Here is a 14,428-nt window from a genome sequence, read left to right on the forward strand (position 1 = left end):
CACGTCCAGCGCGCCCTCCAGCGCGGAGGCTTCGTCGGTGCGGGCGCGCAGGCGTCGACCGCTGCGTCGCCGGGCCGCCAGCGTGGCGAGCAGCAGGCCGAGCGCGGCGGCGGCTGACCATGGCAGCAGCAATGACGACGCCACACATGCGGCCACCGCGCACGGCACCATCGGCAGGCGGCGGCGTCGTGTCAGCGTCATGACCGCGCGGGCGCGTCCCCGGGAGGAGGCCGGGGAGATCAGCACGGCGAGGGCCAGAGCCAGCGCCGCCGCGGTCACCTCGGCGTCCTCGCGCGCACCAGAACGTCCAGGGCCTCGGCGCCGCGACCGAATCCGGTGTGGCAGTCCCAGCACGGCAGCACCTCGACGCGGCCGTCGTCTGTCCGCTGCAGCAGCCCCACCTCGCTCAGGCGACGCCGTCCCGTCCGGTCCCGGGTGACGTGCAGGACCACCTGGATGGCCGCGGCGAGTTGGCTGTGCAGCGCGGCGCGATCGAGCCCGCCGAGCGCGGCCAGCGCCTCGAACCGTGCGGGCACCTCCGCGGGACTGTTGGCGTGCACCGTGCCCGCGCCGCCGTCGTGCCCGGTGTTGAGGGCGGCGAGCAGGTCGACGACCTCCGCGCCGCGAACCTCGCCGATGACGATCCGGTCGGGCCGCATCCGCAACGCCTGCTTGACCAGGTCACGCACGGTCACCTCGCCGACCCCCTCGACATTGGCGCAGCGGGCGACGAGCTTGACCAGATGCGGATGCGTGGGTGCCAACTCAGCGGCATCCTCCACGCACACGACGCGCTCGTCGGCGCTGACGGCGCCGAGCAGGGCGGCCAGGAGTGTCGTCTTGCCCGCGCCCGTGCCGCCGGAGACGACGAATGCCAGCCGGGCGTCGATGATGTCGCGCAGCAGCTTGGCCGCCTCGACGTCGATCGCACCCGTGCCGACGAGCGCATCGAGGTCCTGGGTGGCCGGCCGCAGGACACGCAGTGACAGGCACGTCCCCGCCGCAGCGATCGGCGGCAACACCGCATGCAGTCGCACCGTGAGGCCCCCGCCGGTGCGGGCGGAGCCCAGATGGTCGAGGTGTCCGTCCACCCAGGGTTGGGCCTCGTCGAGGCGGCGGCCCGCGCTCAACGCCAACCGTTGCGCGAGCCGGCGCACCGCCGCCTCGTCAGCGAACCGTACGGAGGTTCGCCGCAAACCGTTGCCGTCGTCCAACCAGACGCCGTCGGGGGCGGTGACAAGAACATCGGTGGTGCCCGCAGCGGACAGCAGCGGTTCGAGTAATCCCGCGCCGACCAGCTCGGTCTGCAACTCATGCAGGCTGGTCAGCACCTCGGTATCCCCGAGTACGCCACCCGACTCGGCGCGGATCGCCGCGGCGACCACGCTTGGCCGCAGCGGCGCTCCCTCCGCGGCGAGCCGCTCCCGCACCCGATCGATCAGTGAGGTGCTCATGCCGCGGACCCCGTGACGAGTTCAAGCTGTGGGTTCTGGCGAAGGACGCCGAGGACCTTGCGGGCGGCGGCGGCAAGCGGCGAACGCCGACGGAGCGTCAGTCCGCCACGCTCCAGGCGCGGTCGGATACCGGGTTCCGGGCGCATCGACGCCAGCACCGGCAGTCCCACGATCCGGGCCACGTCGACCGGCCGCAGGCCGCCCGGGGACGGACCGCGCACCACCACGCCGGTGTTGGGATTGCCCGCCGACGCCCACCGCGCCGTCGCCGCGGCCGCCGCGGACGAGCGCACATCGGCGGTGGTGATCACCACGACGAGGTCCGCGGCGGCCAGCGCTGTCTCGGTGGCCGGCGTCGGCTGCCTGGCCACATCGCAGACGACCGTGACTCCTGCCCGGCTTCCGGCGTCGATGACCGCGCCGAGGGCAAGCGCACCGATGTCGTTGCTGGAGGCGTCGCCAGACAACACGCGACTGCCCGAAAGCAGGCTCACCCCGTGCCGGCGCGGCAACGCCTCGCGCAGTGCCGGATAGCTCAGGCGCCCGCCCGCAAGCGTGAGGTCGGGCCAGCGCAGACCGGGGGCCGTCTCGGAGCCCAGGACGAGATCCAGCCCGCCGCCCCACGGATCCCCGTCGACCAGAAGCGATTCGGGGGCGGCCTGCGCCAGCGCGGTCGCGAACACCGATGCTCCGGCGCCGCCCCGGCCTGCGAGGACGGCCACGACAGCGCCCCGGCTGCCGCCGTCGCACGATCTCTCCGCGGCGTCGGAGAGGGCCACCATCAGATCGCGGTCCTGTGTGGGCAACATCACAACATGTTGCGCGCCGACGGCCACGGCGGCCTCCCACTCGGCTGGCCCGGGTCGCGCGTGGCAGACGAGTAACACCTGGTCACGGCGTGGCAAGCCGCGCTCCGCGCAGCGCCTGGCGGCAGCGGAATCCAAGAGGATCGCGGCCGCGCTCGTCCACACCTTGCGGCTCGACGGGTTACTGGTTCGCACGATTCGCAGGCCGGCGGCGGCGACGACGCGGTCGATGTCGGTGTTGAGCGCCGGGTCGTCGACCACGGCGAGAATCCCTGCGGGGGTCGTCATGAACCCAGCCTCGGGCGGGACCGATGACGCGGTAAAGAGCGTGTCCGTGATCTGGGGATCACCGCGGCTTTGTGGACAGAGGTTCCGGGCGATTCGCGCCGAAAACAGCGTTCCGCAACTTATTTAGATCAGGGGACCTATCCGCTTTGCGAAAACACCCCACAAAAGGGACGACCCCCGCCAGGGGGGGAGGAGGCGGAGGTCGTCGTGTATCAGCCCCGGGGGGTCGGGCTGATGCACACCCGGCATAAGCCGAGTGATGCCCACTATACACACGCCAGAGCGGGCAGGCGCAAGTACCGAAATGCAGGCGAGTGGGGCGAGTCGGGGAAAGATTACAGTCCCAGACACGTGTCGTGAACTGCCATTTTGTACGATCTACCGCAATTTGTCACCCATCACACCTTTATGCTGGCGTTGTGACCTCACCGGACCCCTTCACCGGGGTTGCCAGAGCGCCCCGGAAGCCCGCCGAAACCGAGCGCCCCATTCGCACAGCGGCGTTCTTCGATCTCGACAAAACAGTGATCGCGAAATCGAGCACTTTGGCTTTCAGCAAACCCTTCTTCAGCCAAGGGCTAATCAATCGGCGGGCTGTTCTCAAGTCGTCCTACGCGCAATTCCTGTTCCTGATGTCCGGCGCCGACCATGACCAGATCGACCGGATGCGTTCCTATCTGACGAACATGTGTGCCGGTTGGGACGTCGAGCAGGTCAAGTCGATCGTCGGCGAGACATTGCACGACATCGTCGACCCGTTGGTCTTCGCCGAGGCGGCCGAACTCATCGCCGACCACCGTCTGTGCGGTCGCGATGTCGTCGTCGTTTCGGCCTCGGGAGAGGAGATCGTCGCGCCGATCGCCCGCGCGCTCGGCGCCACCCACGCGATGGCGACCCGGATGGTGGTCGAGGACGGAAAGTACACCGGGGAGATCGCCTTCTACTGCTACGGCGAGGGCAAGGTGGAGGCGATCCGCGCGCTGGCCGCCCGTGAGGGTTACGCCCTCGAGCATTGCTATGCCTACTCCGATTCGATCACCGACGTCCCGATGCTTGAGGCCGTGGGCCATCCGACGGTGGTCAATCCCGATCGCACGCTCCGGAAGGAAGCCGCTGCCCGCGGCTGGCCGGTGCAGACCTTCTCCAAACCCGTCTCGCTGCGCGACCGGTTCTCCGCTCCGTCGGGTGCGGCCGTCGCCACCACCGCGGCGGTCGGGGTGAGTGCGCTGGCGGCCGGGGCGCTGACGTACACGCTGCTGCGCCGCTTCGCGTTCTGAAGGAAAGCTACTTCGTAGTAGCCAGCCCGCCGTCGTAACGATCCGGGATCGCGGGACCATTGGCCCTTGCTGTGACTGAGGTCACGTAGTACAAAGGAGACACGGAAGCCGGGTGAGGCCAAGGTCGAGCCGGAAGAGAAGGTTCGACCTCCCGATCTCGGCAACCCGGCACGGGTCCCGGAACCCACGCGGAGCACATACCGCGGAATAGGTAGAAGCGTTGCGGGCCTGCGGAATTGCGAATATCGGACGACCACGACAGCCCTTTGGGTGGGGTCTGCAGTCGTAGCGGTTCGCAAGAACGCCGAGGCCACCCACGCAACCTCGACAAGCACGCTTGGTAACCGGAATCCGTGCTAGCGGGCGGCGAACCGAAGTATTTTCGAATTGCTTCGGGCGTCGCCCGCTTCATTTTGCTGAGGACTCTCGCCGCTCGCGCTCACGACGACATCGACTGGGCGATGGACAGCGCCTCCCGCGCGCCGGCATGCAGCGCCTCGCCGCTGAGCACCAGCCATGCCGCCAGGCCCTCGGGTGTCCCCGACGCGAAACCCCGTGCCGCTGCCCGGTAGTCGCCGGAGCGCCGCATCCAGTGCACCTCGGGAACCCCGAGACCGTGCGGGTCCAGACCGCTGGCGATCGTCACCAGCCTGGACACTGCGCGCGCGACGACACCGTCGGCGGTGCCGAAAGGCTGCAGTGTCAGCACCTCACCGTGGACGACCGCCGCCAGCACCGGCGCCGGCACCCGCGCACCGCCGGTCACGATGTCGGCGAGCAACTCCAGCCTGCGCCCCACGTCGCCGTCGGCGCGCGGCCGCCCCAGCTGCGCAGCGTCGACGAGATCCGCGGCGGCCAGGGTGTGCAGCTTGGCGATGGCCTGCAGCGGCGCCCGCCGCCACACCCCGACAAGTGCACCTTCGCCACCCTCGAGCGCCTCGGCAACCCGCAACGCCCCCGCGAGCACCGGATCGCTGCCGGTGCCGTCGGCGTCACCGCTCGAGAACTGCAGGGGTCCGCCGTCGAGTACGGAGGACGCGCGGGCCGCCCGCAGCGACGCCTCCGCAGCCGTCTTCGGCCAGCCGCGCAGATTGACGCGATGGCGGTGAGCCCGTCCGAGCGCCTCACGCGCCTCGTCGCCCGCCTGCGTGACGCCCGGGAGCCGGGACAACGGCGCCAGGAGATCCCCGGGATCTGAGCCGTCGGCCGTCATCCGCGCTCACCACCAGTCACGCCAGGACACGCTAGCGGACCGCTGGACCCGTCAGCTACGACGCTCGTCGCGCGCCATGTACCGCCTGACTACCGTCTTGTGAGTTGCCAACGCTGATGCAACCTTCGGTGACTACGCTCACAGTCATGACCGAGACGCACACCGAAGTCCAGTCTTCGTTCCCGCCGGCCCCCGAGTTCACCGAGAACGCCAACGCGACAGAGGCTTTGTACGACGCGGCGGAGGCCGACCGGTTGGCGTTCTGGGCCGACCAGGCCAACCGCCTGAGCTGGGAGACACCGTTCACCGAGGTGCTCGACTGGTCGGAGGCCCCCGTCGCCAAGTGGTTCGTCGGCGGCAGACTCAACGTCGCCTACAACTGTGTGGATCGGCACGTGGAGGCCGGCAACGGGGACCGCGTCGCCATCCACTGGGAGGGCGAACCGGTCGGTGACGCACGCGACATCACCTATGCGCAGCTCAAGGACGAGGTCTGCCAGGCGGCCAACACGCTCGCCGAGCTCGGTCTGCGCTCCGGCGACCGCGTCGCCATCTACATGCCGATGGTGCCCGAGGCCATCATCGCGATGCTGGCCTGCGCGCGGCTCGGCGCGATGCACTCCGTGGTGTTCGCCGGGTTCTCCGCCTCGGCGCTGAAGGCCCGGATCGAGGACGCCGAGGCCAAGCTGGTCATCACCACCGACGGGCAGTTCCGCCGCGGCAAGGCGGCGCCGCTGAAGGCCGGTGTGGACGATGCCATCGAGGGTCTCGGCGACAACAGCCCCGTCGAGCACGTGCTGGTGGTGCGCCGCACCGGCATCGACGTGCCGTGGACCGAGGGCCGCGACCTGTGGTGGGACGAGACCGTTCCGAAGGCCTCCACCGACCACGAGCCGGAGGCGTTCGACTCCGAACATCCGCTGTTCCTGCTCTACACGTCGGGCACCACGGGCAAGCCCAAGGGCATCATGCACACCTCGGGTGGCTACCTGACCCAGGCGGCCTACACCGTCTACAACGTCTTCGACGTCAAACCGGACTCCGACGTGTACTGGTGTACCGCCGACATCGGCTGGGTCACCGGGCACACCTACATCGTGTACGGACCGCTGGCCAACGGCGTCACACAGGTCGTCTACGAGGGCACGCCGGCCTCACCCGACGAGCACCGGCACTTCCAGGTCATCGAAAAGTACGGTGTGACAATCTATTACACCGCCCCAACGGTCGTGCGGACGTTCATGAAGTGGGGCCGCGAGCTCGCCTTCGAACACGATCTGTCGAGCATTCGGTTGCTGGGCTCGGTGGGTGAGCCGATCAACCCGGAGGCGTGGCGGTGGTACCGCCTGGTGTTCGGCGGCGACAAGACCCCGGTCGTGGACACCTGGTGGCAGACCGAGACCGGTGCGGCGATGATCTCGCCGCTGCCCGGGGTGACCAACTGCAAGCCCGGTTCGGCGATGCGCCCGCTTCCCGGCATCTCGGCCAAGATCGTCGACGACGACGGCAACCAGCTCGAGCCCAGCCCCGACCACGGTGAGCATGTGACCGGATACCTGGTGCTCGACAAGCCCTGGCCGGCGATGCTGCGCGGCATCTGGGGCGATCCCGAGCGGTTCCAGGAAACCTACTGGTCACGGTTCGCCGAGCAGGGCTGGTACTTCGCCGGTGACGGTGCCCGCTACGGCAGCGACGGCGAGATCTGGGTGCTGGGCCGCATCGACGACGTGATGAACATCTCCGGTCACCGGATCTCCACCGCCGAGGTGGAGTCCGCGCTCGTCGGACACTCCGGGGTGGCCGAGGCGGCCGTCGTCGGCGCCACCGACGATCACACCGGTCAGGCGATCTGCGCCTTCGTCATCCTCAAGTCCCACCACGCCGAGATGTCACACGAGCAGATGGTCGACGAACTGCGCTCCGAGGTGTCCCGGGAGATCTCCCCGATCGCCAAGCCGCGGGAGATCCACGTGGTGCCGGAACTGCCGAAGACGCGCAGCGGCAAGATCATGCGCCGGCTGCTTCGTGACGTGGCCGAGGGCCGCGAGCTGGGCGACACGTCGACGTTGGTGGATCCCAGCGTGTTCGAGGCGATCCGCGCCAGCAAGTAGCCCACCCCGGTTTACCTCGCTCCGACCGGGACGAAGCCGCTGCCCGGCCGGCCCTTGGCCGTGATGTCGGCGAGCTGGGTGTTGAACGACATCGTGACCGCGGGTGTGTGCAGCGGGATGAACTTGATCACGCACGTCGGCAACTCCTCGGAGAACGCCCCGTGGATCATGCCGACGAGCCTGTTGTTCACCGTCACCGGCGCCCCGGAGTCCCCGGGCTGGCCGCAGACCTGGTTGACGATCGTGCCGGGCTGCTCGCCGGGCCCCCAGGTGACGCCGCACGAATAGCCGGTGGTGCGTCCGAGCTTGCAGGCCACGTCGCCGAAGCTGGGGTCCGGGCCCAGACCGTCGATGCGGAAGCCGCTGACGGAACTGACGGGGTTGACCTTGGCCGGGTCGAACTGGATCACCGCATAGTCGAGGCCGTCATTACCGGCGACCATCGTGCCGACGGCCCCGGCGCTCTCGGCACCCTCCGCGGCGACCACCGCACCAGGGCCGCCACAGTGAGCGGAGGTGAAGCCGATCAGGCTGCCGCGGTTGTCGGTGCCGATGGCCGTCAGCGTGCACAGGGTCTCGCCGTTGACGACGAGGCCGGAGCCACCCCCGAGCGTGACCGGGACATCGGCGTGCGCTGGAGCGACGGCGCTGGACATCATGACGGCGGCCAGCACCACGAACACAGCGCGAACAGCCAGGCTCAGGCCACGAGGCCGGCCACTTGTCCTCAAGAATCAATCCCCAATCGACGTGCCCGACCCGCCTGGCAAGGAGCCCGGTCAGTCTATCGTCGGGCGGAATCGTTTAGCGCGACGCCACGTGGCAACATGAACCGCGATATGGACCGCGACTTGATAGCAGAGGCGGGAAGGAAGTTTCCGTGAGCGATCGCAGGAATGGCGTGCCGACCACCGTGACATCGATACCACTGGTGGACCCGCACGCGGCCAAGCCCGACCCGTCCATCGGCGATCTGGTCAAGGATGCCACCGCCCAGGTGTCGACGCTGGTGCGCGCCGAGGTGGAGCTCGCCAAGGCCGAGATCACCCGCGACGTGAAGAAGGGCCTGACCGGCAGCGTCTTCTTCATCCTGGCGCTGGTGGTGCTGTTCTACTCGACGTTCTTCTTCTTCTTCTTCGTCGCCGAGCTGCTGGACAGCTGGCTGTGGCGCTGGGCTGCATTCCTCATCGTGTTCGGCATCATGGTGGTCGTCACCGCGGTGCTGGCGCTGGTCGGCTACCTCAAGGTCAGACGGATCCGCGGACCGCAGAAGACCATCGAATCGGTCAAGGAGATCCCCGAGGCCCTGATGCCCCACCCGGACAAGGGTGCCAAGGCGATCGCGGCGACCGACGGTAAGCAGGCGTCGACCGCCGACCCGTCGGGCTGGTAATGGCACAGCCCGATCCGTCGGTAGTGCGCATCGGCGGACCGTGGCGCCACCTGGATGTGCACGCCAACGGGATTCGGTTTCACGTCGTCGAGGCCGAGCGACGGGTGAGCGACGACGACCCGTCGATACCGCTGACGGCCCGGCCCCTGGTCATCCTGCTGCACGGTTTCGGCTCGTTCTGGTGGTCCTGGCGACACCAGCTCAAGGGCCTGACCGGCGCCCGGGTGGTGGCCGTCGACCTGCGCGGCTACGGGGGCAGCGACAAGCCGCCGCGCGGCTATGACGGGTGGACGCTGGCCGGCGACACGGCCGGTCTGGTGCGCGCGCTGGGGCACACCTCCGCCACGCTGGTCGGTCACGCCGACGGCGGGCTGGTCTGCTGGGCCACCTCGGTCCTGCACCCGAGGGCGGTGCACGCGATCGCGCTGGTCAGCTCTCCTCACCCGGCTGCGCTGCGCGCCTCGGCGATGACCCGTCTCGATCAAGGCCGGGCGTTGTTGCCGTCGATGGTGCGCTACCAGCTGCCGGTGTGGCCCGAGCGGGCATTGACAAGGCATGACGGCGCCGAACTGGAGAATCTGGTGCGCAGCCGTTCCAGCGCCAAATGGCAGGCCAGTGAGGACTTCTCGGAGACCATCGGCCACCTGCGGCGGGCCATTCAGATCCCGTCGGCGGCGCACTCGGCGCTGGAGTACCAGCGGTGGGCGGTGCGGAGCCAGTTGCGCGGTGAGGGCCGTCGCTTCATGCGCTCGATGAAACGGCCGCTGTCGATCCCGGTACTTCATCTGCGCGGCGACGCCGACCCTTACGTGCTGGCCGACCCGGTGCATCGAACGCAGCAGTACGCGCCGCACGGCCGATTCGTCTCGATCGACGGCGCCGGGCATTTCGGCCACGAGGAAGCTCCGCAGACCGTCAACGAGCAGCTGTCACGGTTCCTGAAGCAGGTGTACGCGCGGCCGGCTAGCTGATGCACGTGCCGGTGGCGACCCGTTCGACGTTGCCGACCCTGGCCATCTGCCGCGCCACCTCGTCGGCGGTCAGCACGAAGCCGGTATCGACGTCGTCGACCGCGGCGCCGAACACCACGCCGAGTACCTTGCCGCTGCGGTTGACCATCGGTCCGCCCGAATTGCCCTGCTTCACAGTGCCTCTGATGGTGTAGACCTCGCGGGTCACGGTGGTGGTGCGGTAGATGTCGGGCCCGTTGAGCTCGATGATCTCGCGGACGCGCGACGGGGTCGCCGTGAAGTCGCCGCCGCCGGGATACCCCATCACGATGCCGTCGGTGCCTGCCGGGGCCTCCCCATCCAGGAACTGCAGCGGCGCGGACGGCAGGTCGGGCACGTCGAGGATGGAGATGTCGGCATTGGGGTCGTAGGAGACGACGCCCGCGTCGTAGGTCTGACCATCCACCTCGACGGTCACGCTCTCGGAACCGGCGACGACGTGCGCGTTGGACATCACCCGGTTCGGCGCCACCACGAAGCCGCTGCCTTCGAGCACCTTCTGGCAACTCGGTGCCACCCCGCGGACCTTCACCACGCTCGGGCGGGTCAACTCGACCACCGCCGATGAGGCCAGCGACGCGTCCGGCGGGTCGACCGAGGCGACCTCGGTCGGCCCGAACGGCTTGAGCACGTCGTGCAGCCCGGCTGTCTCCCACAGCGCCGACAACCGGTTGGGCACCGACCTGAGCCAGTCCGGCGCCACCGCGTCGACCTCGGCGATCACCTTCGAATCGCGAACCGCCGCGGACAGATTGGGCTGCGGAGAGGACGTCAGCGCGGTGCCGAGCAGCCACGACGCCGTCAGCACGAGGACCAGCTGCAGTGCCACGCCGACGACGGAGTCGAACACGCGCAGCGTGGGGTTGCGGATCGCACCGCGCACCGCCCTGCCGAGCACGACGCCTGCGATCTCGCCGACCACCACCAGCGCCAGGATCAGGAACAGCGTGACGAACAGTTTGGTGCGGGGACCGCTGATGTGGTCGACCACGTGCGGGGCGAGCAGAACTCCCGCGACCGCGCCGAGGACGACTCCGACCAGGGCGAGCAGGGAACCCGGCGCGCCTGACCGCCAGCCGGAGACGGCGGCGATGATCGCGACGGCGAGAATGGCTATATCGAGCCACTGCGACGGTGTCATAGTTGGGCATCACCGTAGCTGCCCTGGCTGTCCAGGACCGCCATTGCATCGCTGAGTTCGCGGACGTTGTCGGTGTCCCACGGCTGCGCCCAGCCCGCGACGTCGAGCATCGCGGCGATGATCTGCCCGGTGAATCCCCACACCACCATCTCGTTGAGCAGGAACGCCGGGCCGGCGCTGCGGCGGGTGTTCTCCCTGCGGTACACCATGATCCGGTTCTCCGGGTTGACGAACGCGCGTACCGGGACCCGCGCGACCAACGCCGTCTCGGAGGAGTCGACGACGGCGACCGGGCCCGGGTCCGGTGAGTACGAGAGCACCGGCACGACGTGGAAACCCGAGGGCGGGATGAACATCCGTTCGAGCGTCGCCAGCGGGTGCAGGCGGGTGGCGTCTATCCCGGTCTCCTCGGTGGCCTCGCGCAGCGCGGTGTGGACGGGTCCGTCGTCACCGGGATCTGCCGCACCGCCGGGGAAGGCGGCCTGCCCGGCGTGGTGTCTCAGCGTCGAGGCGCGCACGGTGACGAGCAGGTCAGCGTCTTCGGGCAGGGTGCCCGGCGCACCGTCCGCCGGCCCGGAGAACAACACAAGAACGGCGGCGTCGCGGCGCGCTCCCGTCATCGCGGCGGTCGCGTTGGCGGCGGACAGCGCGGCGAGCACCTCGGCGGGCACCCGGCGACGGTAGGCGCTCTTGACGGCGTCGGGACGCGTGACCAGCGGCGCCAGCCATGGCGGTGCCGCGGAGGGGGTCAATTCGCCCATCGCTGAGCCACTCCTATCTGAGGACCGACCGCTTCGGCGATTTCCTCGGCGGTGGCGAACGACCGAGGCAGGATCTCGGCAACGGTACCGTCAGCGCGAAGCACCACCGTTGCCGGCATGACGTTGGGCACCCGCAGTGCTGCGGCGATGGTTCTCCGCCCGTCCTGCAGGGTGGGCAGGCGCACCCCGAGTTCGGCCAGGCGTAGCAACGCCGCGGTCTCGTTCTCGTCCTGATGCACTGTCAGCACCGTCACCGCGGGCCCGACGCGCCGCTGGTACTCGGCCATCGCGGGCAGTTCCTCCGCGCACGGGCCGCACCAGTACGCCCACAGGTTCAACACGGTGGGCCGGCCGGCCACCGCTGCGGCGACGTCGACCCGCGATCCGTCGCCGGCGCATTCCAGCACGATGCCGCGCAACGGCTCGGGACCTGGCCCGGAGCCTGGTCCCGGGCAGGGTTGCAGGTCCGCGCGGGCGCGGGGTCCCGCGAGCGCCTCGGTGGTGTCGGCGTCGCGGCGGTCACGGGCGGAGACGGAGTCCGGCGACGACGATCGGGTGTCGTCGTCGGCGCCGAGCTCGGACCACAGCGCCACGCCCAGCGCGATGACGACCACCATCGCGACGATGCTCCAGCGGGCCGACGTGCTCATCTCAAAGTCCGGCGACGAACGCCTAGAGCCCGGCCAGGGCGAGCAGGTGCTCGGTCTCGGGGCCCTTGACCAGCGCGGCGGCGATCAACGGGTCGGTGGGGCCGAGCCCGAACGAGGGACAGTCCTTGGCGAGTACGCAGACGCCGCACGCGGGCTTGCGGGCATGGCAGACGCGCCGCCCGTGGAAGATCACCCGGTGGCTCAGCAGCGTCCACTCGCTGCGCTCGATGAGTTCGCCGATCGCGTGCTCGACCTTGACGGGATCTTCCTGCGCCGTCCAGCGCCAGCGCCGGACGAGCCTGCCGAAGTGGGTGTCGACGGTGATGCCCGGGATGTCGAACGCGTTGCCGAGGATGACGTTGGCGGTCTTGCGGCCCACGCCGGGCAGGGTCACGAGTTCGTCGAGGGTGGCAGGCACCTGGCCGCCGAACCGCTCGGTCAGCTCCTGGCCCAGCCGGATGAGCGCGGTGGCCTTGTTGCGGAAGAACCCGGTGGGCCGGATGAGTTCCTCGAGTTCGGCGCGGTCGGCCTTGGCGTAGTCGAGGGCGGTGCGGTACTTCGCGAACAACGCGGGGGTGGTGAGGTTGACCCGCTTGTCGGTGCTCTGCGCAGATAGGATCGTCGCGACGGTGAGCTCGAGCGGATTGGTGAAGTCGAGCTCGCAGTACACGTGTGGAAAGGCCTGCGCCAGCGCGCGGTTCATCCGGCGGGCGCGGCGGACCAGACCGAGACGGGTCTCCTGATCCCACTTGCCCGCCGACTTGCGGGCCGGCGCCCTTCGCGCCGGTTTCGCGTCGCTCGATCCGCGTGCCGACGTATCACCCACAGTCACCACGCCAGCCTACTGAGGGGGTGCGACGCGCCGAGCGCTGGATCAGTTCTTACCGACGACGATTCGTGATCCTGCCGAGACCTTGGCCGTGTTTACTTCAGCCTTGTGTCGTGGTTGCTCGTTGCGCTGATTCCGGGGTTGCTGATGCTGGCGACCTTCGGTCTCGAGCGCGTCGAGTCGAGCCTGCGCCGGGACTCCATCTCCGCGGCCGACGTCGCCGGGTTTCTCGACCAGGCCGAGGCCAGCGACGTCGACGCGCTCGCGCGGGACGGGATGGGCACCGCCATGCACGGCCTTCGCCGACGGCTGGACGAGCAGAGTTCCACGGCGGGCGAACTCGGCGAGCACATTCCCGCCCGTGGTTTGCCGACACGGCAGTACATCCATCACCGGGTCCATCAGGATGCGAATCCCGAGTTTCAGCAGACCCGGCACGCCAATCCTGTGTAGCGTGGGCAGGTCACGATGGCGGCTCAATGGCCGACAACGTCGGCAGGGCGTACCTCTAGACTGATCAGACGATCTGACTCGAGGTCGGCTTGCGCATGTCTTATCACCGAACAGCTTTAAGAGGGGCAACGTGGACGAGATCCTGGCCAGGGCCGGAATCTTCCAGGGGGTGGAACCCAGCGCCGTTTCAGCGCTGACCAAGCAGCTGCAACCAGTCGACTTCCCCCGTGGGCACACGGTGTTCGCCGAAGGCGAGCCCGGCGACCGGCTGTACATCATCATCTCCGGGAAGGTGAAGATCGGCCGCCGCTCCCCGGACGGCCGCGAGAACCTGCTCACGATCATGGGCCCGTCCGACATGTTCGGCGAGCTGTCGATCTTCGACCCGGGACCGCGCACGTCGAGCGCCACCACCATCACCGAGGTGCGGGCCGTTTCGATGGACCGCGAGGCGCTGCGGGCGTGGATCGCCGACCGGCCCGAGATCGCCGAGCAGCTGCTGCGGGTCCTCGCCCGCCGACTGCGCCGCACCAACAACAACCTCGCCGACCTCATCTTCACCGACGTGCCCGGCCGCGTGGCCAAGCAGCTGCTGCAGCTCGCACAGCGGTTCGGCACGCAGGAGGGCGGCGCGCTGCGGGTGACGCACGACCTGACACAGGAAGAGATCGCGCAGCTTGTCGGGGCGTCCCGCGAGACGGTCAACAAGGCGCTCGCCGACTTCGCCCACCGCGGCTGGATCCGCCTGGAGGGCAAGAGCGTGCTGATCTCGGACTCCGAGCGGCTGGCCCGCCGAGCGAGGTAACGAGCGAGAATCCAGCACCGAGCGAGGTAACGAGCGAGAATCCAGCACCGAGCGAGGTAACGAGCGAGAATCCAGCACCGAGCGAGGTAGGACTTCTGCTGCCGGAATTGCATTCCGGCAGCAGAAGTGGGAGTGCGAGCCTGCTAATCCGAAAATAGAGGTGAGGTGCGCTGGGTGTGGGCGCGTCGGTGTTGCCGTGGGTGCCACGGCGGGTTTGGTGTGTTCGCGGGTCAGGCT

The 14,428-nt window shown here is 69.1% G+C and carries 14 protein-coding genes and 1 pseudogene; 6 read left to right on the top strand and 9 right to left on the bottom strand.

Translation table 11 applies throughout. The features are described 5' to 3' along the window. From H7I57_RS10750 to ssd, 3 genes and pseudogenes are all read right to left on the bottom strand, one after another. Positions 1-279, bottom strand: a pseudogene (locus H7I57_RS10750) (type II secretion system F family protein); the annotation flags it as partial. Further along, on the bottom strand, positions 276-1,454 hold the full coding sequence (locus tag H7I57_RS10755) for a TadA family conjugal transfer-associated ATPase (protein WP_264023482.1): 1,179 nt from the start codon (positions 1,452-1,454) through the stop codon (positions 276-278). The gene H7I57_RS10755 and the pseudogene H7I57_RS10750, both read right to left, overlap by 4 nt. Further along, entirely contained in the window at positions 1,451-2,548 is a 1,098-nt protein-coding gene (gene ssd / locus H7I57_RS10760; protein WP_275081143.1) for a septum site-determining protein Ssd, read from the bottom strand. The genes H7I57_RS10755 and ssd overlap by 4 nt, the downstream gene beginning before the upstream one ends. Positions 2,549-2,967: 419 nt before the next feature. Between ssd and H7I57_RS10765 the strand changes: the two genes are divergently transcribed. Next, positions 2,968-3,825 carry an HAD-IB family hydrolase gene (locus tag H7I57_RS10765; RefSeq protein ID WP_308204340.1) on the top strand — a complete coding sequence of 286 codons (858 nt, stop codon included), beginning with the start codon at positions 2,968-2,970 and terminating at the stop codon, positions 3,823-3,825. A 439-nt stretch (positions 3,826-4,264) separates the two neighbouring features. Here the strand turns inward: H7I57_RS10765 and H7I57_RS10770 are convergent, their stop codons facing one another. Continuing rightward, on the bottom strand, positions 4,265-5,038 hold the full coding sequence (locus H7I57_RS10770) for a Fic family protein (RefSeq protein ID WP_372510185.1): 774 nt from the start codon (positions 5,036-5,038) through the stop codon (positions 4,265-4,267). Between the two features lie 146 nt (positions 5,039-5,184). On the opposite strand from H7I57_RS10770, the gene acs reads away from it, so the two are divergent. Beyond that, positions 5,185-7,149, top strand: a complete 1,965-nt coding sequence (gene acs, locus H7I57_RS10775; RefSeq protein WP_264023484.1) for an acetate--CoA ligase — start codon at positions 5,185-5,187, stop codon at positions 7,147-7,149. Positions 7,150-7,160: 11 nt separating this feature from the next. Here the strand turns inward: acs and H7I57_RS10780 are convergent, their stop codons facing one another. Next, positions 7,161-7,880 (bottom strand): S1 family peptidase, encoded by a 720-nt coding sequence (locus H7I57_RS10780; RefSeq protein WP_264023485.1) that lies wholly within the window; start codon positions 7,878-7,880, stop codon positions 7,161-7,163. 149 nt (positions 7,881-8,029) lie between these two features. Between H7I57_RS10780 and H7I57_RS10785 the strand changes: the two genes are divergently transcribed. Together H7I57_RS10785 and H7I57_RS10790 are read left to right on the top strand one after the other, a co-directional pair. Further along, positions 8,030-8,542 (top strand): phage holin family protein, encoded by a 513-nt coding sequence (locus H7I57_RS10785; RefSeq protein ID WP_264023486.1) that lies wholly within the window; start codon positions 8,030-8,032, stop codon positions 8,540-8,542. Further along, on the top strand, positions 8,542-9,513 hold the full coding sequence (locus tag H7I57_RS10790; protein ID WP_264023487.1) for an alpha/beta fold hydrolase: 972 nt from the start codon (positions 8,542-8,544) through the stop codon (positions 9,511-9,513). Before H7I57_RS10785 ends, H7I57_RS10790 begins: the two co-directional genes overlap by 1 nt. On the opposite strand, the gene marP is transcribed toward H7I57_RS10790, so the two are convergent. The 4 genes from marP to nth are packed head-to-tail and all read right to left on the bottom strand — an operon-like array spanning position 9,506 to position 12,930. Continuing rightward, positions 9,506-10,693 (bottom strand): acid resistance serine protease MarP, encoded by a 1,188-nt coding sequence (gene marP / locus H7I57_RS10795; RefSeq protein ID WP_264023488.1) that lies wholly within the window; start codon positions 10,691-10,693, stop codon positions 9,506-9,508. The two genes, H7I57_RS10790 and marP, sit on opposite strands and share 8 nt — an antisense overlap. Continuing rightward, complete coding sequence (locus tag H7I57_RS10800; RefSeq protein ID WP_264023489.1) at positions 10,690-11,454, bottom strand: NUDIX hydrolase; 765 nt, start codon at positions 11,452-11,454, stop codon at positions 10,690-10,692. Before H7I57_RS10800 ends, marP begins: the two co-directional genes overlap by 4 nt. Further along, a complete protein-coding gene (locus H7I57_RS10805; protein WP_264023490.1) occupies positions 11,442-12,104 on the bottom strand; it encodes a TlpA family protein disulfide reductase in 663 nt (220 codons plus the stop codon). Before H7I57_RS10805 ends, H7I57_RS10800 begins: the two co-directional genes overlap by 13 nt. 22 nt (positions 12,105-12,126) lie before the next feature. Beyond that, complete coding sequence (gene nth / locus H7I57_RS10810; protein ID WP_308204341.1) at positions 12,127-12,930, bottom strand: endonuclease III; 804 nt, start codon at positions 12,928-12,930, stop codon at positions 12,127-12,129. 150 nt (positions 12,931-13,080) lie between these two features. On the opposite strand from nth, the gene H7I57_RS10815 reads away from it, so the two are divergent. Next, on the top strand, positions 13,081-13,386 hold the full coding sequence (locus H7I57_RS10815; protein WP_275081145.1) for a hypothetical protein: 306 nt from the start codon (positions 13,081-13,083) through the stop codon (positions 13,384-13,386). 130 nt (positions 13,387-13,516) lie between these two features. After that, positions 13,517-14,191: a cAMP-activated global transcriptional regulator CRP gene (gene crp, locus H7I57_RS10820; RefSeq protein WP_003931718.1), complete on the top strand. Its 675-nt coding sequence runs from the start codon at positions 13,517-13,519 to the stop codon at positions 14,189-14,191. Positions 14,192-14,428: the final 237 nt, after the last annotated feature.

This window comes from Mycolicibacterium pyrenivorans (assembly GCF_025821625.1).
GTDB classification, from domain to species: domain Bacteria; phylum Actinomycetota; class Actinomycetes; order Mycobacteriales; family Mycobacteriaceae; genus Mycobacterium; species Mycobacterium pyrenivorans.